At 73.4% G+C, this 26,688-nt stretch carries 27 protein-coding genes; 17 read left to right on the top strand and 10 right to left on the bottom strand.

What is annotated here, in order from left to right:
- Positions 1-3: 3 nt before the first annotated feature.
- Positions 4-747 carry a TetR/AcrR family transcriptional regulator gene (locus tag BLU82_RS27195; RefSeq protein ID WP_197682513.1) on the bottom strand — a complete coding sequence of 248 codons (744 nt, stop codon included), beginning with the start codon at positions 745-747 and terminating at the stop codon, positions 4-6.
- A 70-nt stretch (positions 748-817) separates the two neighbouring features.
- On the opposite strand from BLU82_RS27195, the gene BLU82_RS27190 reads away from it, so the two are divergent.
- The 7 genes from BLU82_RS27190 to BLU82_RS36050 all read left to right on the top strand — a co-directional run bounded on the left by BLU82_RS27190 (position 818) and on the right by BLU82_RS36050 (position 8,162).
- Positions 818-1,762, top strand: a complete 945-nt coding sequence (locus BLU82_RS27190) for an ABC transporter ATP-binding protein (RefSeq protein ID WP_092624052.1) — start codon at positions 818-820, stop codon at positions 1,760-1,762.
- Positions 1,759-2,538 (top strand): ABC transporter permease, encoded by a 780-nt coding sequence (locus BLU82_RS27185; protein ID WP_092624051.1) that lies wholly within the window; start codon positions 1,759-1,761, stop codon positions 2,536-2,538. Before BLU82_RS27190 ends, BLU82_RS27185 begins: the two co-directional genes overlap by 4 nt.
- Positions 2,535-4,985, top strand: a complete 2,451-nt coding sequence (locus BLU82_RS27180; RefSeq protein WP_092624050.1) for an excinuclease ABC subunit UvrA — start codon at positions 2,535-2,537, stop codon at positions 4,983-4,985. Before BLU82_RS27185 ends, BLU82_RS27180 begins: the two co-directional genes overlap by 4 nt.
- Positions 4,986-5,029: 44 nt before the next feature.
- Positions 5,030-6,337, top strand: coding sequence for an alkaline phosphatase family protein (locus BLU82_RS27175; protein ID WP_092624049.1), 1,308 nt, complete (start codon positions 5,030-5,032; stop codon positions 6,335-6,337).
- On the top strand, positions 6,334-7,239 hold the full coding sequence (locus tag BLU82_RS27170; protein WP_092624048.1) for an aminoglycoside phosphotransferase family protein: 906 nt from the start codon (positions 6,334-6,336) through the stop codon (positions 7,237-7,239). Before BLU82_RS27175 ends, BLU82_RS27170 begins: the two co-directional genes overlap by 4 nt.
- Before the next feature lie 60 nt (positions 7,240-7,299).
- Positions 7,300-7,959, top strand: a complete 660-nt coding sequence (locus tag BLU82_RS27165; protein WP_197682512.1) for a ribonuclease H — start codon at positions 7,300-7,302, stop codon at positions 7,957-7,959.
- A 68-nt stretch (positions 7,960-8,027) separates the two neighbouring features.
- Entirely contained in the window at positions 8,028-8,162 is a 135-nt protein-coding gene (locus tag BLU82_RS36050; RefSeq protein WP_255367090.1) for a hypothetical protein, read from the top strand.
- 28 nt (positions 8,163-8,190) lie between these two features.
- Here the strand turns inward: BLU82_RS36050 and BLU82_RS27160 are convergent, their stop codons facing one another.
- Positions 8,191-10,737, bottom strand: a complete 2,547-nt coding sequence (locus BLU82_RS27160) for a polysaccharide lyase family 8 super-sandwich domain-containing protein (RefSeq protein ID WP_092624047.1) — start codon at positions 10,735-10,737, stop codon at positions 8,191-8,193.
- Positions 10,738-10,843: 106 nt separating this feature from the next.
- On the opposite strand from BLU82_RS27160, the gene BLU82_RS27155 reads away from it, so the two are divergent.
- Positions 10,844-11,206, top strand: coding sequence for a hypothetical protein (locus tag BLU82_RS27155; protein WP_092624046.1), 363 nt, complete (start codon positions 10,844-10,846; stop codon positions 11,204-11,206).
- Between the two features lie 38 nt (positions 11,207-11,244).
- On the opposite strand, the gene BLU82_RS27150 is transcribed toward BLU82_RS27155, so the two are convergent.
- The gene (locus BLU82_RS27150) at positions 11,245-11,700 is read right to left on the bottom strand and encodes a hypothetical protein (RefSeq protein WP_197682511.1); all 456 of its coding nucleotides are present in this window, start codon (positions 11,698-11,700) and stop codon (positions 11,245-11,247) included.
- 53 nt (positions 11,701-11,753) lie between these two features.
- Here BLU82_RS27150 and BLU82_RS27145 point away from each other — a divergent pair, with 53 nt between their 5' ends.
- Positions 11,754-12,398, top strand: a complete 645-nt coding sequence (locus BLU82_RS27145; protein WP_092624045.1) for a class I SAM-dependent methyltransferase — start codon at positions 11,754-11,756, stop codon at positions 12,396-12,398.
- Here the strand turns inward: BLU82_RS27145 and BLU82_RS27140 are convergent.
- A complete protein-coding gene (locus BLU82_RS27140; RefSeq protein ID WP_092624044.1) occupies positions 12,395-12,994 on the bottom strand; it encodes a hypothetical protein in 600 nt (199 codons plus the stop codon). The genes BLU82_RS27145 and BLU82_RS27140 overlap by 4 nt on opposite strands.
- 102 nt (positions 12,995-13,096) lie before the next feature.
- On the opposite strand from BLU82_RS27140, the gene BLU82_RS27135 reads away from it, so the two are divergent.
- Positions 13,097-13,762 (top strand): hypothetical protein, encoded by a 666-nt coding sequence (locus BLU82_RS27135; protein ID WP_092624043.1) that lies wholly within the window; start codon positions 13,097-13,099, stop codon positions 13,760-13,762.
- Between the two features lie 50 nt (positions 13,763-13,812).
- Positions 13,813-15,231 carry an MFS transporter gene (locus BLU82_RS27130; protein ID WP_197682510.1) on the top strand — a complete coding sequence of 473 codons (1,419 nt, stop codon included), beginning with the start codon at positions 13,813-13,815 and terminating at the stop codon, positions 15,229-15,231.
- Between the two features lie 185 nt (positions 15,232-15,416).
- Here the strand turns inward: BLU82_RS27130 and BLU82_RS27125 are convergent, their stop codons facing one another.
- The 3 genes from BLU82_RS27125 to BLU82_RS27115 form a co-directional block, all read right to left on the bottom strand.
- The gene (locus BLU82_RS27125) at positions 15,417-17,225 is read right to left on the bottom strand and encodes a hypothetical protein (protein WP_157741287.1); all 1,809 of its coding nucleotides are present in this window, start codon (positions 17,223-17,225) and stop codon (positions 15,417-15,419) included.
- Between the two features lie 81 nt (positions 17,226-17,306).
- Positions 17,307-18,029, bottom strand: coding sequence for a FadR/GntR family transcriptional regulator (locus BLU82_RS27120; RefSeq protein ID WP_172885709.1), 723 nt, complete (start codon positions 18,027-18,029; stop codon positions 17,307-17,309).
- A gap of 138 nt (positions 18,030-18,167) precedes the next feature.
- Positions 18,168-18,434 carry an HPr family phosphocarrier protein gene (locus tag BLU82_RS27115; protein ID WP_069108994.1) on the bottom strand — a complete coding sequence of 89 codons (267 nt, stop codon included), beginning with the start codon at positions 18,432-18,434 and terminating at the stop codon, positions 18,168-18,170.
- A 194-nt stretch (positions 18,435-18,628) separates the two neighbouring features.
- Between BLU82_RS27115 and BLU82_RS27110 the strand changes: the two genes are divergently transcribed.
- The 4 genes from BLU82_RS27110 (at position 18,629) to BLU82_RS27095 (ending at position 22,777) form a co-directional block, all read left to right on the top strand.
- A complete protein-coding gene (locus tag BLU82_RS27110) occupies positions 18,629-19,906 on the top strand; it encodes an ATP-binding protein (protein ID WP_092624040.1) in 1,278 nt (425 codons plus the stop codon).
- 87 nt (positions 19,907-19,993) lie between these two features.
- A complete protein-coding gene (gene fbaA, locus BLU82_RS27105) occupies positions 19,994-21,016 on the top strand; it encodes a class II fructose-bisphosphate aldolase (RefSeq protein ID WP_092624039.1) in 1,023 nt (340 codons plus the stop codon).
- On the top strand, positions 21,016-21,426 hold the full coding sequence (locus BLU82_RS27100; protein ID WP_092624038.1) for a DUF3151 domain-containing protein: 411 nt from the start codon (positions 21,016-21,018) through the stop codon (positions 21,424-21,426). The genes fbaA and BLU82_RS27100 overlap by 1 nt, the downstream gene beginning before the upstream one ends.
- Before the next feature lie 64 nt (positions 21,427-21,490).
- Positions 21,491-22,777, top strand: coding sequence for an adenylosuccinate synthase (locus BLU82_RS27095; RefSeq protein ID WP_092624037.1), 1,287 nt, complete (start codon positions 21,491-21,493; stop codon positions 22,775-22,777).
- Positions 22,778-22,787: 10 nt separating this feature from the next.
- On the opposite strand, the gene BLU82_RS27090 is transcribed toward BLU82_RS27095, so the two are convergent.
- Positions 22,788-23,381: a GNAT family N-acetyltransferase gene (locus BLU82_RS27090; RefSeq protein ID WP_092624036.1), complete on the bottom strand. Its 594-nt coding sequence runs from the start codon at positions 23,379-23,381 to the stop codon at positions 22,788-22,790.
- A gap of 50 nt (positions 23,382-23,431) precedes the next feature.
- On the opposite strand from BLU82_RS27090, the gene BLU82_RS27085 reads away from it, so the two are divergent.
- Entirely contained in the window at positions 23,432-24,022 is a 591-nt protein-coding gene (locus BLU82_RS27085) for a GNAT family N-acetyltransferase (RefSeq protein WP_092624035.1), read from the top strand.
- Between the two features lie 8 nt (positions 24,023-24,030).
- Here BLU82_RS27085 and BLU82_RS27080 read toward each other — a convergent pair whose 3' ends face one another.
- Positions 24,031-24,807 (bottom strand): tyrosine-protein phosphatase, encoded by a 777-nt coding sequence (locus BLU82_RS27080; RefSeq protein WP_092624034.1) that lies wholly within the window; start codon positions 24,805-24,807, stop codon positions 24,031-24,033.
- Entirely contained in the window at positions 24,807-25,688 is an 882-nt protein-coding gene (locus tag BLU82_RS27075) for a LysR family transcriptional regulator (RefSeq protein ID WP_092624033.1), read from the bottom strand. The genes BLU82_RS27080 and BLU82_RS27075 overlap by 1 nt, the downstream gene beginning before the upstream one ends.
- Before the next feature lie 91 nt (positions 25,689-25,779).
- Here BLU82_RS27075 and BLU82_RS27070 point away from each other — a divergent pair, with 91 nt between their 5' ends.
- Positions 25,780-26,682 carry a TIGR03564 family F420-dependent LLM class oxidoreductase gene (locus BLU82_RS27070; RefSeq protein WP_092624032.1) on the top strand — a complete coding sequence of 301 codons (903 nt, stop codon included), beginning with the start codon at positions 25,780-25,782 and terminating at the stop codon, positions 26,680-26,682.
- Positions 26,683-26,688 lie beyond the last annotated feature (6 nt).

Genomic DNA, 26,688 nt, shown 5'->3' with positions numbered 1-26,688 from the left:
GGCTCAGCGCAGCCGGCCGGCGACGCCGTCGAGGAGGAGGTCCAGCGACAGCCGCATGACGGCGTGCGGGTCGCCCGCCTCGACCGCCTCGCCGGTCGCGGCGCCGACCCGCGCGGCCAGCGGGAACCGGGCCGAGCCCATCGAGCGCGCGAGCGCCGGGCTCACCGTCGCCCACCAGTCGAGGTCGCCGCCGCTCGTGCGCACGCGGTCGAGCCCGATCTGCTGCCGTGCCGTCGACTCCACCAGGGCGAGCACGCCGCACAGCACCTGGTCCATCTCGAGGTCGGCCAGCCCGATGCCGTCGAGCGGCGCCAGCTCGAGGTCGTACTTCGTGGACACGCCCGGCCCGAGCACCGGCCTCCCGGGCACCACCTCGACGGTCCACGGGTGCCGCAGGTGGTGGCGCCAATTGCGCTCGGCGATGTGCCGCAGCCCCGCTCGCCAGCCGTCCTGCTCGCCCGGCAGCGCGCCGTCGGCGTAGGCCTCGCCCGCGACGGCGTCGAGCATCAGCTCGACCAGCTCCGGCTTGCCCGGGACGTGCGTGTAGAGCGTCATGGCGCCGACGCCGAGGCGGTCGGCGACCCGCCGCATGGTCAGCGCGCCGAGGCCCTCGGCGTCGGCGATGGCGATGGCGTTCTCGACCACGGCCTGCTTCGTGAGCCCGGTGCGGCCGGGCCGGTCGGACGGCTCCCAGAGCAGCGAGACCAGCCGGCCGGGGTCGGACGGGCGCGGCGCGTTCGAGGGCACGGAAATATCCTCTCACCTTCCGTACGTTGTACCGTACATTGTACGGCTCCATCGAGATCGAGGAGGGTGAGTGGACGCAGCCATCGAAGCGCGGGCGGTGCGCAAGCACTACCGCGGGGCGCAGCGGCCGGCGCTGGACGGGTTCGACCTGCGGGTCGCCGCCGGCACGGTGTGCGCGCTGCTGGGCCGCAACGGCGCGGGCAAGACGACGGCGGTGCGGATCCTGACGACGTTGCTGGCCATGGACGACGGCACGGCGACGGTGGCGGGGCACGACGTGCGGACCGACGGCGACGGGGTGCGGCGGGCCATCGGGCTGGTCGGGCAGAACGCGGCCGTCGACGAGATCCTGGGCGGCCGGGCCAATCTGGTGCTGTTCGGACGGCTGCGCGGGCTGGCCAAGGCGGCGGCGCGGGCCCGGGCGGACGAGCTGATCTCGCGGTTCGGGCTGGCCGACGCGGCGGAGCGGGCCGTCGGGACGTACTCGGGCGGCATGCGGCGCCGGCTCGACCTCGCCGCGAGCCTGGTCGTGCCGCCGTCGGTGCTGTTCGTCGACGAGCCGACGACCGGTCTCGACCCGGAGGCTCGCCGCGAGGTGTGGGCGACCGTGCGGCGGCTGGTCGACGACGGCGTCACGGTGCTGCTCACCACGCAGTACCTGGAGGAGGCCGACGAACTGGCCGACCACGTCGCCATGCTCCGCGACGGCCGGGTCGTGCTGGAGGGCAGCCCGGCCGAGCTGACGTCGCTGGTGGGGGACACCCGGGTCGAGGCGCGGTTCGGTTCGGCCGACGACGCCGCGGCGGCGGGGCGGGCGGCCGGGCCGTACGCCGTCGGGCCGGTCGACGTGTCCGGCGCGGGCGTCGCGGTCCCGGTGGCCGACGCGGGCGGCGTCACAGGGTACTGCGCGGCGCTGGCCGGGGCCGGGTTGGCGCCCGTCGACCTCGCCGTCCGCCGCCCCACGCTCGACGACGTCTTCGTGCACGTCAACACGGTCTCGGAGGTGGCGCGATGAGTTCGCTCGTGCACGGTTCGCTGGTGCTGGCCGGCCGCACGTTCGGGCACTGGCGGGCGCAGCCGGTGCCGTTCCTGGTGACGCTGCTGTTCCCGGTGCTGATCGTGCTGATGATGGGCGGCCTGTTCGGCGGCGCGATCGCCGGCAGCGCGGGCGACTACGTCCCGTTCGTCGTGCCCGGCGTGCTGGCGCTGACCATGCTGTTCGGGCTCGAGACCACGATGGCGGCGATCACCGCCGACGCGTCGCGCGGGGTGACCGACCGGTTCCGGTCGCTGCCGCTGCACAGCGGGTCGGTGGTCGCCGGGCGGTGCCTCGCCGACCTCGCCGCGTCGGTGGCCGGGTTGGCCGCGATGACGCTCGCCGGGTTCGCGCTGGGCTGGCGGTGGTCGGCCGGTCCGGGCGAGGTGCTGGCGGCGTACGGGCTGCTGCTCCTGCTGCGATTCGGGCTGCTGTGGGTGGGCGTGTGGGCCGGGCTGAAGGCGCCCGGTCCGGAGGCCGTCGCGGCGGTGCAGATCATGGTCTGGCCGGTCGGGTTCCTGTCCACGGTGTTCCTCGACCCCGCGACGATGCCGTCGTGGCTGGGCGCCGTGGCGGAGTGGAACCCGCTCTCGGCGACGGCCGACGCGGTGCGCTCGCTGCTGGGCAACCCCGGCGTCGCCGGTGGAAGTTGGCCGGCGAATCACGGACAGGAGTTGTCAGTGATCTGGCCGATCCTGATGGTGGCGGTGTTCGCGCCGCTGTCCGCTGCTGCCTACCGGAGATCGAACCGATGACGTTGGATGACAGTGCTCGCCCGACCCCGCCGGACCCCCAGCCGCCGGGCCCCGGACCGTCCGCCGTCAGCGACGCGCGCGCCGAAGTCACAGCCCGCCCGGCCGGGTGGGAGGCCAACCCTACGGGCGGGCACCGACAACGTCCGCACGGACAACGTCCGAACGGACAAGATCCGCACGGCGAACGTCCGCATCACGGGTTCATCGAGGTCCGTGGCGCGCGCGAGCACACGCTGCGCAACATCGACGTCGACATCCCGAAGCTGCATCTGACCGTCGTCACCGGCGTGTCCGGGTCGGGCAAGTCGTCGCTGGTCTTCGACACCCTCGCCGCTGAGTCGCAACGCCAGCTCAACGCCACGTTCAGCGCGTTCGCCCGGAACCGGCTGCCCAGCTACGGCCAGCCCGACGTCGACCGCATGGCGCACCTGTGCGCCGTCACCGTCGTCGACCAGAAGCGGCTCGGCGGCGGCGCGCGGTCCACCGTCGGCACGGCGACGGACATCGGCGCGCGGCTGCGGCTGATCTTCTCCCGCGCCGGGCGGCCGTTCGCCGGGTACTCCAACGCGTTCTCGTTCAACGACCCACAGGGCATGTGCCCGCGCTGTCAGGGCCTCGGCGTCGTGAGCGTGGTCGACGAGTCGCAGCTGGTCGACCGCGACCGGTCGCTCGACGACGGCGGGCTGACGTTTCCGGCGTTCGGCGTCGGCGGCTGGTTCTGGCGGTCGTATGCGCGCAGCGGCTTCTTCGACCCGTCGGTGCCGCTGCGCGAGTTCAGCGACGAGCAGTGGCGCATCTTCATGTACGCCGAGCAGGGCGAGCTCAAGGCGCCGAACCCCGACGTCACCAGCTATGAAGGCGTCGTCGCCCGGTTCAACCGGCTCTACCTGCACAAGGAACCCGACGCGTACAAGGGCAAGACGCGCGAGGCGTTCGAGCGCATCGTCACGCGCGGGGTGTGCCCCGACTGCGGCGGGACGCGGCTGGCGGAGAGCGCGCGGTCGTCGCTGATCGCCGGCCGGTCCATCGCCGACCTCAACGCCCTGCAGGCCGACGAGCTGGCCGGCGTCATCCGGGCCATCGACGACCCCTCGGTCGCACCGCTCGTGGCCGACGCCGCCGACCAGGTGGAACGGCTCGGCATCCTCGGCCTCGGCTACCTCAGCCTCGACCGCGCCACGTCGACGCTGTCCGGTGGCGAGTCGCAGCGGGTGAAGATGGTCCGGCACCTCGGCAGCAGCCTGTCCGACCTGCTGTACGTGTTCGACGAGCCGACGGTCGGGCTGCATCCGCGCGACGTGCACCGGCTGGGCTCGCTGCTCGAGGAACTGCGCGACCAGGGCAACACGGTGGTCGTCGTGGAGCACGATCCGGAGATCATGGCCATCGCGGACCACTGCATCGACATGGGGCCGGGGGCGGGGCGGGCGGGCGGCGCCGTCACGTACGAGGGGTCCTACGACGGGCTGGTGAAGTCCGACACGCGGACGGGGCGGGGGCTGCGGGCGGCTCGGGTGACGCGCGACGCCGGCGCCGCGCGGACGCCGTCGGGGCACGTACGCATCGAGCACGCGTCGACGCACAACCTGCGCGACGTCACCGTCGACCTGCCGCTGGGGGTCCTGACGGTCGTCACGGGGGTGGCGGGGTCGGGGAAGAGCAGCCTGATCCGCGGCCACCTGCCCGCCGTCCGCCCCGACGCCGTCATGCTGGACCAGAGCCCGGTGCGCGGGTCGCGGCGGTCCAGCCCGGCGACGTTCACCGGCGTGCTCGACCCCATCCGGTCGCTGTTCGCCCGGACGACGGGCGCGCCGGCGGCGCTGTTCAGCCCGAACTCCGACGGCGGCTGCCCCGAGTGCCAGGGCGCAGGGGTCATCTTCACCGACCTCGCGTTCATGGACGGCGTCACGACGATGTGCGAGGTCTGCCGCGGCCGCCGGTTCAAGGACGAGGCGCAGCAGCATCTCGTCCGCGGCAGGTCGATCGCCGACGTGTTCGAGCTGAGCGTCGCCGAGGCGCTGGAGTTCTTCACCGAGAAGGCGATCCGGCCCACGCTGCAGCGCCTCAGCGACGTCGGCCTCGACTACCTCACGCTCGGCCAGACCCTCACCACCCTGTCCGGCGGCGAACGGCAGCGGCTGAAGCTGGCCAGCGAGCTGGTCGTCGGCGGCAAGCTGTACGTGCTCGACGAACCCACCACCGGCCTGCACCTCGCCGACGTCGAGCACCTGGTCGCGCTGCTGCACCGGCTGGTCGACGACGGCAACACCCTCATCGTCATCGAGCACAACCTCGACGTCGTCGTCGCCGCCGACTGGGTGATCGACCTCGGCCCCGGCGCCGGCCACGACGGCGGCCGGGTCGTGTTCGAGGGCACGCCCGCCGCCCTCGCCGCCGACGGGTCGACGTACACCGGCGAGTACCTGGCCCGCTACCTCGCCGACTGAATCAGGCCGGGTGGCGTTCACTCCGGGTGGGAACGCTGGGCCACATGGAGATCCCCTCGTCTGGACGTTCCGTCAGCCGCCGCGCCGTCCTCGCCGCCGGCGCCGGGGCCGCCGCCGCCCTCGCGCTGCCCTCCATCGCCGACGCGGTGGAGGGCGCCGGCCGGGACCGGGCGCGGCACGTCGTGCTGGTCGGGTGGGACGGGTTCGACCCGGCCTACCTCGACCTCGTCGAGACGCCGCATCTGGACGCGCTGACCCGCCGCGGCGTCATCGGCACGACGACCGGCTGCTTCCCGTCCATCACGAACACGTCGTGGGCCAGCGTCGTCTCGGGCGCCTGGCCGCGCACGCACCTGAACACGCCGTACTTCCTCGACCCGGCCACCGGGCGGGCGGTCAGTCAGAGCAGGACGCTCGAGGCGCCCACCATCGCCGAGGCGGTGACGGCGGCCGGCGGGACGGTCGCGTCGGTGCAGTTCTTCATCCTGCAGAACCATGGCGTCGTGTTCGGCGACCCGCGGGCGCTGTACGTGCAGCCGGGCGGCACCGGGCCGTCGCGGCTCGACATCGCGGCCGACATCCTGCACGGACGGCCGGTTCAGTCCGGCTCGACGACGGTCACCGTCGAGGAGCCGCCGACGCTGCTCGCCGTCTACGCCGACGACCTCGACGCGCTCGGGCACGCCGAGGGCGCGGAGTCGCCCGGCATGACCGGCCGGCTGGCCGCGCTGGACGCCGCCCTGGGCCGGCTCGTGCAGGCGACGAAGGACGTCGGGACGTACGGGAGCACGGCGTTCGTGCTGCTCGGCGACCACGGCATGACGACGTTCACCCGCGCGTTCGGCGGCGACGTGCTGGGCGCGCTGACCGCAGCCGGGTTCACGCCCGAGTTCGTCGCGCCCGGCGTCGCGCCCGCGCCGTCGACGGACGTCGCGATGGTGGTCGGCGGGGTCGCCAACGTGTACCTGCTCGGCGCCGCGCGGACGGCGGACGGCATCGCGCGGGCGCGAGCCGCGCTGGAGTCGGTCGAGCCGGTCGAGCGCGTCTACGGCCGCGACGAACTCGACGCGTTCGGCGCCAGCCCGCTGCTGGGCGACCTGGTGGCCGAGCCGGTCGCGGGCTGGTCGTTCGGCCTGACCGACCCGGACGGCCCGCGCGGCTACCACGGCCGGACCGGCGAGCGGGAGGCCGCGCTGCTGGTCGCCGGGCGCGGCGTGAGCCCGCGGGCCCGCCTCGACGGCGCCCGGCACGTCGACATCGCGCCGACGATCGCCGCGCTGCTCGGCATCCCGGCGCCGGCGCGGACCGAGGGCCGGGTGCTCACGGAGGCGCTGCTTACGATGCCGGGGTGAGTCCCGACGCGGCGCCGGCCGCTCTCGTCACGTCCTACGGCCGCGACGACGCCGGACGGGCCTGGCTGGCGGATCTCCCGCGGCTGCTGGCCACGTCCCTGCAGCGGTGGGAGCTGCGCCCTGACGGGCCGGCCGGGAACGGCATGGCGGCGTTGGTCCAGCCGGTGGTCCGCGCCGACGGCACGCCCGCGGTGCTGCGGCTGCAGCCGGCCAACGAGGAGTCCGCGGCCGCCGTCGTCGGGTTGCGGACGTGGGATGGCGACGGTGCGGTGCGGCTGCTCGCTCACGACGGCGGCGCGATGCTGCTGGAACGGCTCGACGGCGACCGGCCGCTGGCGGCGCTGCCCGACGACGACGCCGTCGTGACGGTGCTCGGCCTGCTGCTGGCCCGGCTGACCGCGCGGCCCGCCCCGGACGGCCTGCCGCGGCTGGCCGACGTCGCCGCCGCGATGGTCGCCGCCGTGCCCGAGGCGGCGCCGTCGCTGGCCGATCCCGCCGAACGCCGGCTGGTCGAGACCTGCGCGGCCGCCGTCGCGGAGCTGCTGCCGGAGTCGGGCGACCGGCTGCTGCACTGGGACCTGCACGACGGGAACGTCCTGGCCGGCGAGCGCGAGCCGTGGCTGGCGATCGATCCCGTGCCGCTGGCCGGTGACCCCGGCTTCGACCTGTGGCCGGCGCTGAACAGCCGCTGGGACGACGTCGTCGCCGGTGGGGTCGAGCGGGTCGTGCTGCGCCGGTTCGACCTGCTCGGCGAGCTGACCGGCGTCGATCGGCGGCGAGCCGCGGGCTGGACGCTGGGCCGCGTCCTGCAGAACGCGCTCTGGGAGATCGAGGACGGCAAGGCCGCGCTGGACCCCGCCGACGTCGCCCTCGCCGACGTCCTGCTGCGGCACCGGGTGTGATCCACTGTCCTGTCGGACGTCGCGGGTAGGGTGCCGGGTGTTCGTTCGTCGAAGGGAGAGGTGCTCGTGCTCGCGAAGTACGCCGGTCGGTGTGGTGCGTGCGGTGGAGACATCCATCCCGGCGACGAGCTCGAGAGCTCGGGCAGCGGCCGCAACCGCGCCTGGGTGCATGCCTCCTGCGCCGGCGCGCCCGCCCTCATCCCGGTCCCCGGCGACGCCGAGTCGGCGCTCGTCCCGGCCGCGGCGAAGCCGGCCCGCGCCAAGCGGCCCCGGCCGCCGGCCATGGTGGCGCCCGAGGGCGCGGTCGAGGTCTACACCGACGGCGCCTGCTCCGGCACACCCGGCCCGGGCGGCTGGGCGTGGGCCGTCTCGCGCGAGCGGTTCGGGTCGGGGTCCGCGCCGAGCACCACCAACCAGCGCATGGAGATCACGGCGGCGCTCGAGGCGGTCAAGGCGCTGTCCGGCCCGCTGGTCGTCGTCAGCGACTCCGCCTACGTCGTCAACTGCTTCCGCGACGCCTGGTGGCGCAACTGGCGCACCCGCGGCTGGGTCACGTCCACCAAGTCGCCGGTGGCCAACCGCGACCTCTGGGAGCCGTTCGTCGACCTCGTCGAACAACGCGGCGACGTCGTCTTCCGCTGGGTCAAGGGCCACTCCGGCGACCCCATGAACGACCTCGTCGACGAACTGGCCGTCGCCGCCAAGATCGCGCAGTCCTGACAAGGGCGAATGAGGCGTACTGTGACGTGCACAAGGGGCTGATCAGGCTCCCCGAGCAGGGAGCAGCCATGGCCGACAAGTCGCCGCGACAACACCTCTCCAAGAAGGCGGGCAAGTCGCTCAAGCAGAAGCGCGCCGACAAGGCCGCCAAGGCCGAGGCGAAGTCCAAGATCGAGATCATCCCGACCCCGAAGAAGCGCTGACCCGCCACCTCGGGTGCGGAGCGCTCGCTCAGCCGCGCAGGGTCACGGTGAACGAGCGGCCGTAGGCGTGCCGGGTCGCTACGGCCAGCAGTGTGCCCTCGGCCGTGTGCCGCACGGTGACGGCGCGGTCGCCGGCCACGCGGGTCAGCGTCCGGCCGGTGACGACGACCTCGACGACGTCGCGGTCCATCGTCGGGTCCGACACCGCGACGGTGGTGAGCCGGCTGCGGCCCCGCGCCAGCACCGACGCGGGTCCGTCGACGCGCAGCCCGCCGGCGTCGTGGCGGCCCGCGGTGAACGTGTTGACGCCGGTCAGCCGGAGCCCGGTGTGGCGCACGGCCTGGACGTCGGTGGTGTTCGCGAGCACCTCCAGCGGGCCGTCCGCGTACGCCGTCAGCGCCGCCTCCGTCGCGTGCGGGACCAGCGCGTACGCGTGCGACGACGGCGCCGCGCCGGCCGGGTGGTCGATCGTCACGCCGAGGACGCGCTTGGTCACGGCGGTGTCCGGGTTCGCGGTGCGGACGACGCGGCGGCTGCGGGTGACGGTGTCGAGCGCGACGCGGACCGGCTGCGCGGAGAGGAACACGTAGCCGACGGCGGCGTCCTGAGCCGGGTTCGCCCAGCGCAGCCAGGCGAGGTCGGCGGTGCCGGGGCCCGTCCACGCGGCGCCGGAGCGCAGCGCGCCGGTCGCCGTCACGGGGTCGGCCGCCCCCGCGATGCGCGCGTCGACCGACGTCGTCGCCGCCCGGCCCGCGTCGCCCCCGACCCCCGCCGCGAGCACGACGATCTCGTCGTCGAACAGGAACCACGACTTCGTCGCCATTGCGTTGCGATACGCGACGAAATCGTCCGGCAGCACGCCGCGCTGCTTGTCCGCCCAGGCGACGTCGCTGGAGAGCACCAGGGCCGCGGCGCCGTACGCGTCCAGCGTCGCGCCGCCGGAGTGGGCGTTCGTGCCGCGCGGGAAGTACACGTAGGTGTTCTGCGACTGCGACGACGACGTGAAGTTCAGCGGGTGGCCCGGGTTGTCGTAGTACGGCGTGCCGTAGAGCTGCGGGATCGTCCGCCGCTCCTCGACCGGCGCCGTCACGCCCGCGAGGCCGTACGGCGACACCGTCGTGAAGTAGTCGACGCCGAACGCCTGCGTCTGGTCGCCGCCGGACAGGTACAGGTAGTGCGCGCCGTCGCCCTGGAACCACGGCATGAGGTTCTCGCCGCTCATGTACTCGTACTTGCTGATGCGGTCCGAGCTGCGGGCCAGCGCGAACGTGTAGCCGGGGCGGCGGTGCACCGTCTTGTCCATGGCGTTGAAGGCGACGCAGCGCTCGGGCGGGTTGAGGTCGGCGGGTTCCACGGTGTCGTCGGCGATGAGGTCGGCGAAGCGCGCGACGCTCACCGGCGAGACGAACGTCGCCGGGTCCAGCGCCGCCCGCGACGTCGACCGGATGAACTTCACGTACCCGCGCAGCGGCGCCGGGTCGGGCACGTGACCGGTGAGGTCGACGACGGCCTCGACCACCTGCGCGACGTCGGTGTACCCCGTCGACGTGCGCGAGACCGACCGGCCCTTGACGATCTCCATCATCCAGCCCTCGAAGATCAGCGGCGCGAACCCGTCGGTCACCCACCGCTGCACGATCGGGCCCAGCGCGGCGCCGTCGGCGAACCCCGTCCCTTCCAGGATCTTCAGCGTCTGCACGACGCGGGTCAGCAGCGCACGGCCGTACGCGCCGGTGTACGCGACCGAGTGGTGCTGGATGAACGAGCCGTCCGCGTAGTAGCCGTCGGTGTTGCCGTGCCGCAGCGCGTACGGGTCGATCGTCGCGAAGACGGTGAGCTGGTCCTCGATCGCCTTGCGGATGCGCGCCTCGTCGCCGAGCAGGGCGCCCTGGATCATCCGGTTGGTCGTGATGTCGGCGAGGTTGGCGCCGGTGTGGAAGCGGGAGTCCAGGTTCACGTCGCCGTCGATGCCGTTGCGCAGGTAGGCGTCCATGGAGGCGACGTAGGTCCGGACGAGGTCGCCGGTCTCGCCGAGCAGGGCGAGGGTCTTGCCGACGTGCGTCGAGACGCCGATCTCCCAGGTGAACCAGTTGCCGTAGTAGCCCGCGGCCTGGTCGCCGTAGTAGTGGTCGTGCAGCCACACCAGGCCGTCGTGCACCTGCGTGCGGGCGGTGGCGTCGCCGTGCAAGGCGGCGCCCGGGGTGGCGGTCGCGAGCGCGATCTCGTAGAGGTGCTGGTAGGTCGCGTTGAGGTTCGGGTCGCTGGTGCCGAGCGGCAGGCCGGCGAACAGCTCGCCCGCGCCCGCGCCGTCGAGGGCTGTGCGCCAGGTGGCGGCGGTCCGGTCGATCGCGGCCAGCTTGGCGGCCACCGCCGGGTGCGCGTTGACGTCCGGCGTGCCGGCGAAGATCGTGGCGGTGTTGGCGAGCAGCCGGTCGGTGCCGGCGGTGGTCGCGCCCGCGGTTGCGCCCGCGGTGGTCGCGCCCGCGCGGGTCGCGCCTGCTCCCGGCGGGTGGACGACCGCGGCCAGACCCGCGGCGGACAGCATCGACAGCACTCGGCGGCGACTGAGCTCCACGGGTCCTCCTCGGCAGAGGTCTAGACCTGACAGAGCGGAGTCAAACAGACGAACCGCCCGGGCGGCAAGCGCTTGCCGCCGGGTAGATCCCAGGCATCATGGAGAGATGCACGGGCGCCCTCGGCTGATCACGCTGCTCCAGGACGAAGCGCCGGCGATCTTCGCGTTCCTGCTCACCGCCGGCTTCGAGGGACCGGAGCGGACGTCGGACGGAATCGCGTACCACCGCATCGGACTGCACGTCGAGATCGGTCACCACGGCGGCCACGAACCGGAGGTCGGCACCGTCGTCGTACGCGGAGAACGGCAGCAGCTGCTGGGCGAGCTGTACGACGGGCCGGCGCAGGACGTGCCGTCGAACGCGCACACGCCCGCGCTCGTCCGCAAGCGGCTGCGTCAGCACGCGGCCGCCCTGGAACGGGTACTCCCGTCGCTGCTGCGCGACGAGGCTGTCGGTGGCGGCGGCTAGCGTCGCGTAGGTGACCGAACCCGCGTTCCTCGCCGCCGTCAGCTGAGGAAGTCGGCGCCCTCGCGGCCGCTTGGATCGAGCGACAGCAGATCCTCGTACAAGCCACCGACGTCACGGCCGGTCGGTGTCCCGTCCGCGGCCAGCTCGATCAGCGACCAGCCGGGGGCGTCGTCGGGCGCGTCCTCGTCGGACTCCGCGCCGATCCGGTAGAGGACCGCGAACACGGCCTCGTACGCGGCCAGCCGGAGCGCCTGGATGAGCGACTCCCGCGAGGCGCCCTCGGTCAGCAGGCGCGCGGCGACCGGGACGCGCTCGAGCACGCCGTCGCCCGCCCAGGCGTCGATGATCTCGGGCCAGAGCGAGCGCAGGACGAGGAAGCGGGCCTGCTGCGCGATGTCCTCGTGGACCTCGGAGGAAGCCCAGCCCTCGGGGTCGGGAGCACCGAGCTCGGCCATCCGCTGGGTGAGCGCGGTCAGCCGCGCGTCGTCGGTCATGGGCGCATCCTGGCCGACAGACGTTGTCGGTGGCGGCGGCTAGCGTCGCGTGGGTGACCGAACCCGCGTTCCTCGCCGCCGTCAGCAGCTCCTACGACACCGTCGCCGACACCTTCGCCAAGCGGTTCCCGCCGTCGCGGCTGGGGCCGCTGGGCCACGCCATGCTGCGCGCGTTCGCCGAGGTCGTGCTGGCCGAGAGCAACGGCCCGGTCGTCGACGTCGGGTGCGGACCGGGTGGGTTGACGGCCGAGCTGGCGGGGCACGGGCTGGACGTGTCGGGGGTCGACCTCTCGCCGCGCATGGTCGAGCTGGCCCGCGCGGCGCACCCGGAGCTGACGTTCACCGTCGGCTCCATGACGGCGCTCGACCTCCCCACCGGTGGGCTGGGCGGCGTCGTCGCGCACTTCTCCACGCACCACACGCCGCCCGAGCACCTGCCGGCCGTGTTCGCCGAGTTCCGCCGGGTGCTCGCGCCCGGCGGCCACCTGCTGCTGGGCACCCACCTCGGCCTGGACGAGCACCTGCGCCCGACCGAGGCCTACGGCGGGCACCCCGTCTCGTACGAGGCCTACCTGCTGCCGGGCGAGCACATCGCGGCGCTGGTCGAGGGCGCCGGGCTGACGATCACCGCGCGGCTGGACGAGCCGAACCCGAAGGGCGGTGGCCGCTCGTTCGGCTACTTCTTCGCCAGGAACTAGTCGACGATGAACCAGTCGCCGTCCTGGTAGGCGAGGACGGTGTCGCCGAGGTCCTCCTCGGTGAAGGTGGCGTCGGCCACCACGGCCTCGATCGGGATCGTCACCTGGCTCGGCGTGCTGTCGTCGACCAGCTCGGGGTCGATGGTGGCGGTCTCCAGGGCGGCCAGCTGCTCGGCCGACGGCAGGGTGGCCATGATCGCCATGGTCGACTCGCACGGGCCGAAGCCCTCCGCCTCGGCCTGCGCGGCCGCCGGGCCGGCGATGGCGCACATCGTCGGGACGTCGGCGGCGCCGAGGGCGTGCAGGAACGTCTCGAACCGCGCGATCGCCGCCTCGGTGGTCTCCGGCGACCCCGACCCACCGGCCGGTGGCGCGGCCGGGGTCTCGGTGGGGGTCTCGGCCGGCGGCTCCGACGGGTCCGCCGGCGGCTCGGTCGTCGGGTCGGCGGACGGCTCCGTGGACGGCTCGGTCGAGGTCGGCGCCGGGGTGTCCGACCCGCCCGCCGACGGGTCGTCGTCGGAGGAACCACAGGCGGTGAGGGTGAGGACGACGCCGGCGGAGAGCAGCGCGGCGCGGCGGACGAACGACAACGACATGGGGGACGTCCCAGCAGGAGGTGGCAGAACCGCGCGGCAGGCTAGCACGCGCCCGCGACGAACCAGGGGACAATCGCCGAACGCCGAGAGAGGGGCCCTGACATGGAACGCCAGCGGTTGCTGGAATCGGTCGCGGCGACGCTGCGGGCGCTCGATCCCGGCCACCCGGTCCGCGTCGCCGTCGACGGACCGGACGCGGCCGGGAAGACGACGTTCGCCGACGAGCTCGCCGCGACGCTCGAGGGCGTCCGCCCGGTCATCCGGCTCGGCGCCGACGACTTCCACCAGCCGCCGGAGCTGCGGTCGCGGCGCGGCGCGCTGTCGCCGGAGGGCTACTACCTCGACGCGTTCGACGTCGTGGCGATCCGCGACGGCGTGCTCCGCCCGCTCGGCCCCGACGGCGACCGTCGCTACCTGCGGTCGACGTTCGACCACCGGGCCGGGCGGCCGACGGAGCGGGCCATCGCCGAGGCGCCGCCTGACTCCGTCGTCATCGTCGACGGGGTGCTGCTGCTGCGCCCGGAGCTCCGCGACGCCTGGGAGCTCAGCGTCTACCTGCACGTCGAGCCGGACGAGACGCTGCGCCGCGCCGTGGTCCGTGACCGCGACCTCTTCGGCGGTGAGCAGCAGGTCGTCGAGCGGTACACCCACCGCTACCTGCCCGCCCAGGCGCTCTACCGCGAGCGGGACCGGCCGCTGGACTGCGCCCACCTCGTCGTCGACCACACCGACCCGGCCCAGCCACTGATCGTCGCCGACCGCCGCTGATCACTGGCCGCGGCCCGTCCGTCGTGCCAGCATCGAGGCAGGGGTGCACCGTGGCCGAGCACACGACGTCGTCGGGCCGGCCGTCGAAGGCGCTGCGGAAGGTTCTGGTCCCGCTCGCGCTCGCGCAGTTCATCTGCAGCTTCGCCGGCTCGAACATGAACGTGATGATCAACGACATCAGCCGCGACCTCGACACCAGCGTGCAGGGCGTCCAGGTCGCGATCACCGTGTTCCTGCTGGTGATGGCGGCGCTGATGATCCCGGGCGGCAAGCTGACGGACAAGTACGGGCGCAAGCTGTGCTTCCGAGCCGGCCTGACGATCTACGGAGTCGGCGCGCTGCTCAGCGCCGCGGCGCCCGGACTCGGCCTGCTGATCCTGGGCAACTCGATCCTGGAGGGCGTCGGGACGGCCCTGCTGATCCCGCCGGTCTACATCCTGGCGACGCTGCTGTTCACCGACGTGACGTCGCGGGCGCGGGCGTTCGGTCTGATCAGCGCGATGGGCGGGGTCGGCGGCGCGGCCGGGCCGCTGATCGGCGGCTTGATCACGTGGGCGATCAGCTGGCGCGCGGCGTTCGTGTTCCAGGCGCTGGTGATCGCCGTGATCGTCTGGCTCAGCCGCGACCTGCGCGACCCGCTGCCGCCGGACCCTGACCGGCCGTTCGACGTGCGGGGCGCGGCGTTGTCGGCGGCCGGGCTGACGGCGCTGGTCATGGGGATCCTGGCGGCCGACAACAGCGCGGCGCTGATGGTGCTGCTGCTCGCTTCCGGTGCACTGCTGCTGGCGGGATTCGTGTGGTCGATCCGGGCGAAGGAACGGGCCGGCGAGGAGCCGTTGTTGTCCACCGCGGTGTTCCGCAGCCGGACGGCGAACCTCGGACTCGTCACGCAGAACGTGCAGTGGCTGATGCTGCTCGGCACCTCTTTCGTCGTCGCGACGTTCCTGCAGGTGGTGCGCGGGTACGACGCCATCGAGACGGGCGTGATCTTCACCGCCGCGACGGCCGGCCTGCTGGTGTCGTCGCTGGCGGCGGAGCGCCTGGCCCGGCGGCGGGCCCAGCGCACGCTGATCGTCGGCGGGTTCGTGCTGGCGATCGCCGGGATCGGGGTGCTGCTGGCGCTGGTGATCGGGTCGCCGTCGGTGTGGGCGTTCGCGCCGGGCCTGCTGGTGATCGGCCTCGGGCTGGGCCTGATGCTGACGCCGTCAGTGAACGTCGTGCAGTCCAGTTTCGGCGAGAGTCAGCAGGGTGAGATCTCCGGGCTGTCGCGCAGCGTCTCGAACCTCGGCTCGACCCTGGGGACGGCGATCGCCGGCACCGTGCTGGTGGCCGGGCTGACGGCCACGCCGGACCGTGCGTACGGGCTGGCGATGATCGTACTCGGGGCGGCCGGGTTGATCGGGCTGCTGGCCGCCTGGCGACTGCCGCGGGGCCGGGCGCCTGGTGGCGTGGGTGCGAGCGACGGGTAGGTATGACCCGCCCCTCGAGGGAGGGTGCCCACCCTACGGGCGGGCACCGACAGACTCGGCGCGGCCGACACTCCGGAGCCGCGCGCCGCCCCGGGCCCGCGCGCCGCCCCGGGCCCGCGTGCTGCCCCAGGCCCGCGCGCTACCCGCGGCCCGCGCGCCGAGCCCGACGGCGAGGGGTTGGGCGTCTACGTCTGGGCGCCCACCACCGCGCCGTCGGTGTCGGACGTGAAGCGGGAGTCCTTGATGCGCAGCACCCCGGCCCCGTCGGCGTGCAGGGCGCCGCCGGCGAGCGGGACCAGATTCGCCCCACCCGCGGCGAGCCCGGTGTTGCCGAACGCCGCGCTCGCGTAGAGGCTGCCGCCGTCGAACGTGATGGTCGCGCCGGACTCGAACGTGTTCAGCGTCGCGACGGCGGAAGCCTCGGCCGTGACGACCAGCCGGCCGGGCGCCGCCCCCGCCACGTGGTTGCCGGTGAAGACGTTGCCCGGGCCCTCGAACCGCCCGGCGAACGGCCCGGCCGGGGTACGGAAGTGGTTCCCCGCGACGTGCGCCCGCGAGCCCTTGATCCGGAACGCCGCCCCGGCCGCGGACACGAACGTGGAATCGGTGAGCTTCAGCCGGACGCCCGCCGGCGGCGCGTTGAGCACGTACTGCGACGCGCACTCGGCGACGTGCAGGCCGGTGATCGTCGCGTCGGCGCCGGCCACCAGCACGGCCTCGAGCGCGCCCGCGTTGCCGTGCCGGAACGCCACGTCGGCGAGCCGGATCCGGGTGCCACCGATCCGCACGGCCCGGCCGTCAACCCCCGTCCCCGTCGTCGACCCGAAGCGCAGGTCCGAGAACGTGCACGAGTCGGCCAGCTCGCCGATCTCCAGGAACCGCCGCGCCGTGTCGCCGCCGCGCACACCGCGGACGTGGCTGTCCCAGACCTTCCGGGTGAAGATCACGAACGACCCGGCACCGGCGGTGTCGCCCAGCGCGAGGCCGTCGAACCGGATCCGGTGCGCGTTGGAGACGACGACGTAGTTGTAGCCGGTCGAGAGGCAGGTGATGTCGCTGAACGCGATGTCGTGGACGTCCGCGCCGCCGAGATCCTCGGTGCTGGTGGTGCCGCCGGGGTAGTAGGAGAGGTCGACGCCGGCGGTCTGGCCCTCGATGCTGATGACGGCGAACGTGGACCGCGGCTCGGTGGCCGCCTCGAACACCGTCACATCGCGGCAGCGGATGTTCGAGCAGTGGTACTGGAACGTCAGCGCCTTGCGCCCGATACGGGAGAAGTAGAGGTTGTCGACCTGCACGTCGCGGCAGAACGAGCCGCCGAGGCCGTTGTCGTTCGACCCGTTGCTGGTGTCGAGGTGCAGCCCGCTGACCCGCACGCCCTGCACGTAGCGCTGCGGCGGCCCGGACGGCGTCGACGGCGCGGCGCCATGGATGCCCAGCAGCTCGCCGGCGCCGCCCGCACCGGACACCAGCGTGATCCGCGACCGCAGCCCGTCGCCGAACCAGTGCGTGCCGTCGGCCAGCAGGCTGATCGAGTCCGTCGTCAGGTAGGCGCCGTCCACCCCCGGCACGTACACCGTCCCACCCCGCCGGGCGGCCGCCTGAAGCGCGAGCGTGTCGTCGGTCCCGGCGCCGGTCGCGACGTCGTAGTCGCCGACGGCGCCGAGCGCACGGACGGACACGACGTCCTCGGCCAGCTCCCACCAGGCGCCGTCGCGGGTGCACAGGTGCCAGCGGTCCGGCTCGGCCGGCGCCGCGTCGAGCCGGCGGTACAGCGCGCCACCTCCGTCACCGGCCTCGGCGTACCCGCAGGTGCGCAGCGCCCGCACCCGGCCGTTGACGATCCGCTGCTCCGCCGCCGCGCGCGACGACACCGTCTCCGCCTCGGCGCCGGACGGGTCAGCGGCAGCAACCGGCCCCGCGGCGGCCACCCCCACGGCTCCCGCTCCGGCGGCTCCCAGCAACGAACGTCGGGTCAACGGCGACACGGTCATGGCAACTCCTCGGAGGCGACGGAAGAGGGCAGCGCGAAGCCGGGCGCGGACCGGACGGTCCACACCCACGAGACGGGAGAACTACGACTTGGTGCGGTCGAGCCGGGTCAGGATCGGCGAGTAGTGGTCGGACAGGGCGTCGTGGACGGCCGCGACGTCGCCGTCGAGCACGGCCCGGTAGATGGCGTCGTGCTGGCGGTAGGTGTCGGACGGCCGGTCGTCGGCGATCTCGGCGCGCTGCGCCACCGCCCGGCTCATCGTCAGCCAGAACGCGTCGAGCAGTTTGAGCGCGACGGCGTTGCCGGCGTCGGTGAAGAGGGTGCGGTGGAACCGGCGGTCCTCGTCGAGGACGTCGGCGCCGCGGTCGGACTTCTCCTTCATCTCGCTGAGGATCTGCTCGAGCTCGGACCGGGTGCGGTCGGTCATGCGGCGCACGGCCCGTTCGATGAGGTCGTTCTCGACGGCGCGGCGCACCTCGAGCAGGTCGGCCAGCTCGCTGAAATCGAACAGCAGGTTGAACGGGAGGTTGTCGATGAGCAGGGACAGCGAGAAGTCCTTGACGAACACGCCGCTGCCGCGCCGGGTCTCGAGGATGCCGAGGGACACCAGCCCCTTGACCGCCTCGCGTACGGAGTTGCGGCTGACCCCGAGCTGCTGGGCCAGCGCGCCCTCGGCCGGTAGGCCGTCGCCGGCGCGTAGTCCGTTGGTGAGGATGTAGTCGCGCAGCGCCGCCTGCACGGACTCGTGCAGGCTCGGCGGCCGCGGCAGCGCCGTCAGTCGCGTGAGTTGGTCCCCCTGGGCCACGTGAAACTCCTCCCGGCATGGCGTTGATTTGTAGGATAACCGAGTAATGTCCGGGACCACAAGCGCCGCCGAACCCCACCCATAAACGACGACGCTGCAGGTGGACGGGCCACCTGCAGCGTCGCGCGAGCGTGCGGTCTACTCGTCGAGGTCGCGTTCCAGCAGTGCGACGAGGGCGTCGAGGGCGTCGTCGGCCTTCTCGCCCTCGGCGGACAGGATCACCTGGTCGCCCTGCTCGACACCGAGCGTCATGATCGACAGGATGCTGGACGCGTCGACCGGGTCTCCGTCGGGTTTGCGGATCGACACCTTGGTGGGCTGTTCCGCGGCGGCCTTGACGAAGACCGCGGCGGGCCGGGCATGCAGACCGGCCTTGCTTGCGACGACTGCGGTGCGCTCAGGCACGGCGTCTCCTCTGCTGAGCTCGTGGGTAAAGCGACCCTCAGCATATCCGCAGGTCCCGCCCCGTGTCGCAGCGCCTGTGGCACCGCTGCCGCCGGCCAGGCGCGAAGAACGACTGCTCATCGGTGCGTGAAACGGCCAGAAACGCGTGCGTAAATCGGCCATTGTCGACTGCGAAAAACGGCTACTCTGAGTCGGTGGAGGGTATCTACCTGCCGCGAGCGTCCGACGCCATCCTGGCCGATCGCCTCGCGAACTTCCCCGCGCTGCTGGTCAACGGTCCACGCGCCTCGGGCAAGACGACCTCGGCCATGCGGCTCGCGGCGAGCGTGCTGCGGCTCGACACACCGGCCGTAGCTCAGGTGGTCCAAGCCGACCCCGACGCCGCGCTGCGGCGCATGGACGAGCCGCTGCTCATCGACGAGTGGCAGGAGGTGCCGGCCGTCCTCGGCGCCGTGAAGCGCGCAGTCGACGCCGATCCCCGGCCCGGCCGGTTCCTCCTGACCGGCAGCGTCGACGCCGATCTCGCCGCGACCACGTGGCCGGGGACGGGGCGCGTGATGCGGCTGGCGATGTATCCCATGGCTCGCCGGGAGATCGACGGAACCGCTGACGGCGCCGGGCTGCTGGCCGCCGTCGTCGCCGGGAGCCTCGACGAGGTTCGGGTCCCGGCCGGCGCGGCCGACCTCGACGAGTACGTGGACCTGGCGCTGCAGGGCGGCTTCCCGGAGCCGGTGTTCCGGCTGCCCGAGCGGCTGCACCGTGAGTGGTACGACGGCTACGTCGACCAGCTCGTCACCCGCGATGCGAAGCAGATCGCCGACCGCAGGCCGGCGCTGCTGCGGCAGTACCTCGAGGTGCTGGCGTTGTCCACGGCCGGGCTGCCGGCCGACACCACCCTGTTCGAGGCCGCGGGTATCAACAAGGAGACCGCGCGGGCCTACGACGATCTCCTGCAGAGTCTGTTCGTCTACGAGCCGGTCCGGCCCTGGCTGTCGAACCGTCTGAGCCGGCTGCTGAAGCGGCCGAAGCGCTATCTGCTCGACGCCGGTCTCGCCGCGGCCGCCGGTCGATTCGACGCCTCGGCCGTCCTCAGCGACGCGGATCTGCTCGGCCGGACGTTGGACACGTTCGTGGCGGCCCAGCTCAGGCCGGAGCTGGTGACCGTCGCGGGAAAGCCGCGACTGCACCACCTGCGGGCCGAGGGCGGGCGGCGGGAGGCCGATCTGGTCGTCGACCTCGGGAACGGGCGCATCATCGGCATCGAGGTCAAGGCGACCTCCGCGCCGACGTCACGAGACGCCCGGCACCTGGCGTGGTTGCGCGAGCAACTCGGTGAGTCGTTCGTCCGAGGCGTCGTCCTCCACACCGGACCGCTCCCGTTCGAGCTCGACGAGCGCATCTGGGCGATCCCGATCTGCGCGTTCTGGGGGACGCCCGCGGACGGGTTTCGCGTTACCACCGGGTTACGGTGAATACTGGGCCTGACATGCGTGCCCCCCGTAGACGTGGGGCTGAGCCCGGGCGGCTGGGTACTGCCGCCCGACCGGAACGGAGCGTCTATGCCCATCGCCACCCCCGAGGTCTACGCCGAGATGATCGACCGGGCCAAGAACGGCTCGTTCGCCTATCCGGCCATCAACGTGACGTCGTCGCAGACGATCAACGCGGCGATCCGCGGGTTCGCCGAGGCCGAGAGCGACGGCATCATCCAGATCTCCACCGGGGGTGCCGAGTACATCTCCGGCCCGACGATCAAGGACCGCGTCCGCGGCGCCGTCGCGTTCTCCGCGTTCGCCTACGAGGTCGCGCAGAGCTACGACGTCCAGATCGCGCTGCACACCGACCACGCGCCGCTCGACGCCGTCGAGCACTGGGTGAAGCCGCTGCTGGAGCTGTCCACCACGCGGGTGAAGAACGGCGGCGCGCCGCTGTTCAACTCGCACATGTGGGACGGCTCGGCCGTGCCGCTCGACCAGAACCTCAAGGTCGCCGAGGAGCTGCTGGCGCTGTCGGCCGAGGCCAACACCATCCTCGAGATCGAGGTCGGCGTCGTCGGCGGCGAGGAGGACGGCGTCGCACACGAGATCAACGAGAAGCTGTACACCACGGTCGAGGACGGCCTGGCCACCGCCGAGGCGCTGGGCCTGGGCGAGCGCGGCCGCTACATCGTGGCGCTGACGTTCGGCAACGTGCACGGCGTCTACAAGCCGGGCAACGTCAAGCTGCGTCCTGAGATCCTGCGCGACATCCAGCAGGCGGTCGGCGAGCGCTACGGCAAGGACAAGCCGTTCGACCTCGTCTTCCACGGCGGCTCCGGCTCGACGGCCGAGGAGATCGGCGCTGCGGTCGACTACGGCGTCATCAAGATGAACATCGACACCGACACCCAGTACGCCTTCACGCGTCCGGTCGTGTCGCACATGTTCACCAACTACGACGGCGTGCTGAAGGTCGACGGCGAGGTGGGCAACAAGAAGGCCTACGACCCGCGGGCGTGGGGCAAGCTGGCCGAGGCGGGCCTCGCCGAGCGCGTCGTCGAGGCGACCCAGCAGCTGCGGTCGGCCGGTCAGAAGATTCGCTGATGCCCGGCGACAACCTGCTGGCGGGACCGCCCGAGACGCTGCTGCCCGACGACCCCGCGGCCCGCGAGGCGCTGGAGTCGGGCGTCGACGCCGCGACGGTGGCGGCGGCCCATCCCGCCTACTCGGCGGCGTGGGCTGACCTCGCCGACCGCGCGTTCACGGCCGGCGACGCGGTGACGTCCTACGCCTACGCGCGCACCGGCTACCACCGCGGGCTCGACCAGCTGCGGCGGGCCGGCTGGCGCGGCCAGGGACCGGTCCCGTGGGCGCACCAGCCGAACCGCGGCTTCCTGCGGTCGCTGAACGCGCTCGGCAGGGCCGCCGAGGCCATCGGTGAGACCGACGAGGCCGCCCGCTGCGCGCAGTTCCTGCGCGACTCCAGCGCCGAGGCCGCCGAAGCGCTCGGCTGACCGTGCGGGGGACCCTCTCGGTCCCCCGCACGACTCCGCACCTCGACACAGGGGGACACACCGCATGCCCGCGATCGTGCTCGTCGGCGCCCAGTGGGGCGACGAAGGCAAGGGGAAGGCCACCGACCTCATCGGCGGCCAGGTCGACTACGTCGTGAAGTTCAACGGCGGCAACAACGCCGGCCACACCGTCGTCATCGACGGCGAGACCTACGCGCTGCACCTGCTGCCGTCGGGCATCCTGACGCCGAGCGTCACGCCGGTCATCGGCAACGGCGTCGTCATCGACCTCGCCGTCCTGTTCGAGGAGCTCGACGGGCTCGAGGCCCGCGGCGTCGACACGTCGAAGCTGGTCGTGAGCGCCAACGCGCACCTGATTCCGTCGTACAACCGCACGCTCGACAAGGTCACCGAGCGGTTCCTCGGCAAGCGCCGCATCGGCACCACCGGCCGCGGCATCGGCCCCACCTACGCCGACAAGATGTCGCGGGTCGGGCTGCGGGTGCAGGACCTGTTCGACGAGAAGATCCTGCGGCAGAAGGTCGAAGGCGCGCTGGAGCAGAAGAACCAGCTGCTGGTGAAGGTCTACAACCGGCGCGCGGCCGACGTCGACGAGGTCACCGACGAGCTGCTGGGCTACGCCGACCGGCTGCGGCCCATGGTCACCGACACCGCGTTGCTGCTCGACCAGGCGCTCACTGACGGCAAGGTCGTCATCATGGAGGCCGGGCAGGCCACCCTGCTCGACGTCGACCACGGCACCTACCCGTTCGTCACCTCGTCCAACGCGACGGCGGGCGGCGCCAGCACCGGTTCGGGCATCCCGCCCACGCGCATCGACGGCGTCATCGCGGTGCTCAAGGCGTACACCACCCGGGTCGGCGAGGGCCCGTTCCCGACCGAGCTGTTCGGCGACGACGGTGACCGCCTGCGCAAGGCGGGCGGCGAGTTCGGCACGACGACCGGACGCCCGCGCCGCTGTGGCTGGCTCGACACCGTCATCGGCCGCTACGCCACCCGCATCAACGGCACCACCGACCTCGTGGTGACGAAGCTGGACGTGCTGACCGGCTACGACCCGGTGCCGGTGTGCGTCGCGTACGAGATCGACGGCGTCCGGCACGACGAGATGCCGATGACGCAGACGGAGTTCCACCACGCCGTCCCGGTCTTCGAGTACTTCGAGGGCTGGGACGACGACATCAGCGGCGCCCGCACGCTGGCCGACCTCCCGCCGGCCGCACGCCGCTACCTCGAGGCCGTCGAGGACCTGTGCAAGGCGCCGATCTCCGCGGTCGGCGTGGGACCGGGCCGCGAGCAGATCGTCGCGGTCCGCGACCTCGTGCGCTGACGCGCCCAGGTCAGGTCGTCGGACGGCCCATCGTGCGGCCGTTCGGCGACTGGTACAGCGTCTGGAAGCCCATGCGCTCGTAGAACGCGATGGCGCGGGTGTTGCCCGCGCCGACGCCGAGGTGGACGGCGGGCGCGCCGGCCGCGTGCAGCGCCGCCAGCAGCCGTTCCATCAGCGCCCGTCCCATGCCCTGGCCCTGCGCCCGGGGCAGCAGGTCGATGTGCAGGTGAGCCGGGTACTCCGCGACGATCGCGGGGTCGGCCGTGTGCGACTCGTACAGCCGCTGGACGTAGGCGGCGTCGCGGGTGCCGGCCGGGAACGAGCCGGGCGGGTACTTCTCCCGTAGCGGCGGCCACCACTCCCGCTCGCAGACACGCTCGAACGCCGGGGTGTCGCGCACGCCCAGCACGTAGCCGGCCGGTGCGCCGTCGTCGATGACGAAGGCCAGTTCCGGCTCGTAGCGCAGGTACGGCCCGACGAAGTGCTCGCCGAGCAGCCGGGGGTCGGCGAACTGGCCGGTGGCGTCGCCGCCGTTGTCGCCGGTGCGCAAGCAGATGTCGTAGAGCGCGTCGGTGTCGGCGGGCTCGTACGGCCGGATGATCACGCGGTGGTCCCTTCTCCAGTCGATCCTCGACGGTAGGCGAAGATGGGCGCGTGACCATCATCGCCGCCGTCCCGCTGTCCAACGCCTGGATCGAGCTGGAGCCGCTGTCGTCGGTGCACCTCGGTGACCTCGAGGCCGCCGTGTCCGAGCCGGACGAGCTGTTCCGCTGGGTGTCCGCCTGGCATCCGCGGACGGACGGGCTGGCCGGAGCGCTCGACCGCGCGCTGGCGGCGGCCGCGCGCGGCGACGCCGTGCCGTGGGTGATCAGACGCCGCGCCGACGGCCGCGTCGTCGGCACGACGTCCTACCTCGACGTCGACGCCGCGAACCTGCGGGTCGAGGTGGGCGCCACCTGGATCGGGCCGCCGTGGTGGCGCACTGAGGTCAACACCGCGACGAAGCTGCTGGTCATCGGGCACGCGTTCGAGACGCTGACGCTCGAGCGGGTGGCGCTCAAGACCGACCACCTCAACGTCCGGTCGCAGCGGGCGATCGAGCGGCTCGGCGCGCTGCGCGAGGGCGTGCTGCGTCACCACATGCGCCGCGCCGACGGCAGCTGGCGCGACACCGTCTACTACTCGATCCTGCGCGACGAGTGGCCGGACGTGCGGGCGCGGCTGGAGGCGGCGCTGGCGCGCTGAGGTGCGCGTCAGCCGACCAGCCGGGCGCGCAGCGCGGCGGTCTCGGCGTCGGTCCAGCCGTGCCGCGCCAGCCAGCCGGCCGGACTGCCGAACTCGGTGTCGATGAAGTCGAGGAACGTGTGCATCGACTCCGCGCGCGGCAGGTTGGCGTCGTTGGGGCGCCCCTCGAGGTCGGCGGCGTAGGTGGCCGTGGCCTTGAGCCGGCTCATGATGGCGTCGACCCGCTCGCCGGTCTGGACGTAGTCGTCGACGACGGCCTGGCGGTCGACGCCGACGACGGACAGCGCCAGCGCGCACACGACGCCGGTGCGGTCCTTGCCGGCCGCGCAGTGCACCAGCGTGGAGCCGCCGGAGGTCGTCATGGTGCGCAGCGCCGCCACGACGTTGCCGGGCCGGTGCCGCAGGTAGTTGGTGTAGTAGACGCCCGCGTTCACCCAGATGGCCTCTTCGTCGTCGCGGCCGGTCCACGGCAGCACGCTGTCGGCCTCGACATCGGTGGCGGTGCCGACCTCGGGGTAGAGCGACAGGTGGTGGATGGTGACGTCGGGGACGCGGGTCAGCGGGCCGGGGCCCTCGGACGTCACCTCGTACGTCGTGCGCAGGTCGACGACGTCGCGCAGACGGTGCTCGCCGGTGAGCCGGTCGATGTCGTCGCCGATGAGGTCCTGCAGGTTGTCGGAGCGCAGCACCTGGCCGAACCGGGTGGCGCCGCCGTCGGTGGTGGGCAGCCCGCCGAGGTCGCGGACGTTGACCGCGCCGACGAGGTCGATCCATCGTTCGCTCATCAGCGTCCACCGTAGTCGATGATGTCGGGTCCGCCGAAGGCCGCCACCAGCCCGGCCCGGCAGTCCGCGGGCGTCCGCGCCGACGTCACGACGACGCCCGGCAGCGGCAGCGGCGGATCGAACCGGACGGTGCGCACGCCGGCGGGCGGCGGCGGCCCGCCGGCCGGGACCGGAGCCCACTGGTCGCTGCTGCCGGCCAGCTCCAACAGGGTCCGTTCGACGGTGCCCGCCGGGCGGTCGGGCAGCGGCCGCACCCCGGCGCCGGCCAGCAGCCGGTGGAACGGCCCGTCGCACTGCGGCGCGGGCAGCCGGGCCGGGTGAGCGGCGAGGTCGGCGACGCGGACAGTGTCGGCGCCGGCGCGCGGATGCCCGGCCGGGAGCGCGGCCACGACCTCGTCGGACCACGCCTGCGTGGCGACCAGGTCGTCGTCGCTCTCGACGGCGCCGCGGACGAGGACGGCGTGCAGGTCGCCGCGGCGCAGCGCGTCGAGGTGGGTGCTCACCGGGCCGTCGGCGAACGTCACCGCGAGGTCCGGGCGGTCCGCCCGCAGCGTCGTCAGCCCGCGCTCGACCCGTCGCTCCAGCCCGGCGCCGGCGCCGAGGCGCAGCACGCCGGAGCGCCCGGCCAGCTCGGCCGCGAGCGTCGCGGTGTCGGCGGCCGCGGCCAGCACCCGGCGGGCCCGCTCCAGCAGCCGGCGGCCGTCGTCGGTCAGCCGCACGTGGCGCGACGAGCGGTCGAACAGCCGCACGCCGAACTCCCGCTCCAGCCGGCCGATCTGCTGGCTGACCGCGGGCTGGACGATGTGCAGCCGCTCGGCGGCGCGGCCGAAGTGCAGCTCCTCGGCGACCGCGACGAAGTACCTGAGCTGGCGCAACTCCACGCTCGACCTCCCGGCGCCGATCACCAGACGTGATCGCTGCACAGCACAACTGGCCGTTGGTCCGGGCTGTTCCGCCGGCTTGACTGGATCCATGCGAACCGGAGCGTGGATCGACGACGACGGCGTGAGCGTCGCGACGGTGGCCGAGCGGGCCCGGGCGGCCGCCGCGGCCGGGTACGAGACCGTGTGGCTGAGCGAGCGGTCCGGCTGGGACCCCCTGACGCTGCTGACGGCGGTCGGCGCGGCGGTGCCGGAGGTGCAGCTGGGCACGGCCGTCGTCCGGACCCATCCGCGGCACCCGCTGTCCCTGGCCGCCCAGGCGCTGACGACGCAGGCGGCGACCGGCGGCCGGCTGCGGCTCGGCGTCGGTCCGAGCCACGCGCCGATCGTCGAGGGGCAGTACGGCGTGCCGTACGACCGTCCGGCCCGGCACACCCGCGAGTACCTGACCGCGCTGCGGCCGCTGCTGCGCGGCGAGCCGGTCGCCCACGCCGGCGTGACGGTGACGGTGAACGGGCAGCTGGCCGGTGCCGGGGTCGCGGCGCCGCCGCTGCTGCTGTCCGCGCTCGGCCCGGTGATGCTGCGGGTGGCCGGCGAGCTGGCCGACGGCGTCGTCACCACGTGGGCCGGGCCGCGCTCGATCGGCGAGCACGTCGTCCCGGCGCTCACCGCCGCCGCTGCCGCCGCCGGGCGCGAACGGCCCGCCGTCATCGCCGGGGTCTGCGTCGCGGTCACCAGCGACCCGGACGGCGTGCGCGACTGGGTGCAGCGGCGGTTCGGCGTCGCCGGCGACCTGCCGAGCTATCGGGCCCAGCTGGACCGCGAGGGCGTCCGGACACCCGCCGAGACCGTCGTCGCCGGTGACGAGGCGGCCGTCGGCCGGGCCGTCCGCGCGCTCGCCGACGCCGGTATGGACGAGTTGATGGTGCTGCCGGTCGGGCCCGCGGCGGACCAGGCGCGGACACTGGAAGTGGCGGCGACGCTGGCCCGATAGGGTCGG

The organism is Jiangella sp. DSM 45060 (assembly GCF_900105175.1).
Lineage (GTDB): Bacteria > Actinomycetota > Actinomycetes > Jiangellales > Jiangellaceae > Jiangella.
This window is presented reverse-complemented; position numbering and strand designations above follow the sequence as displayed.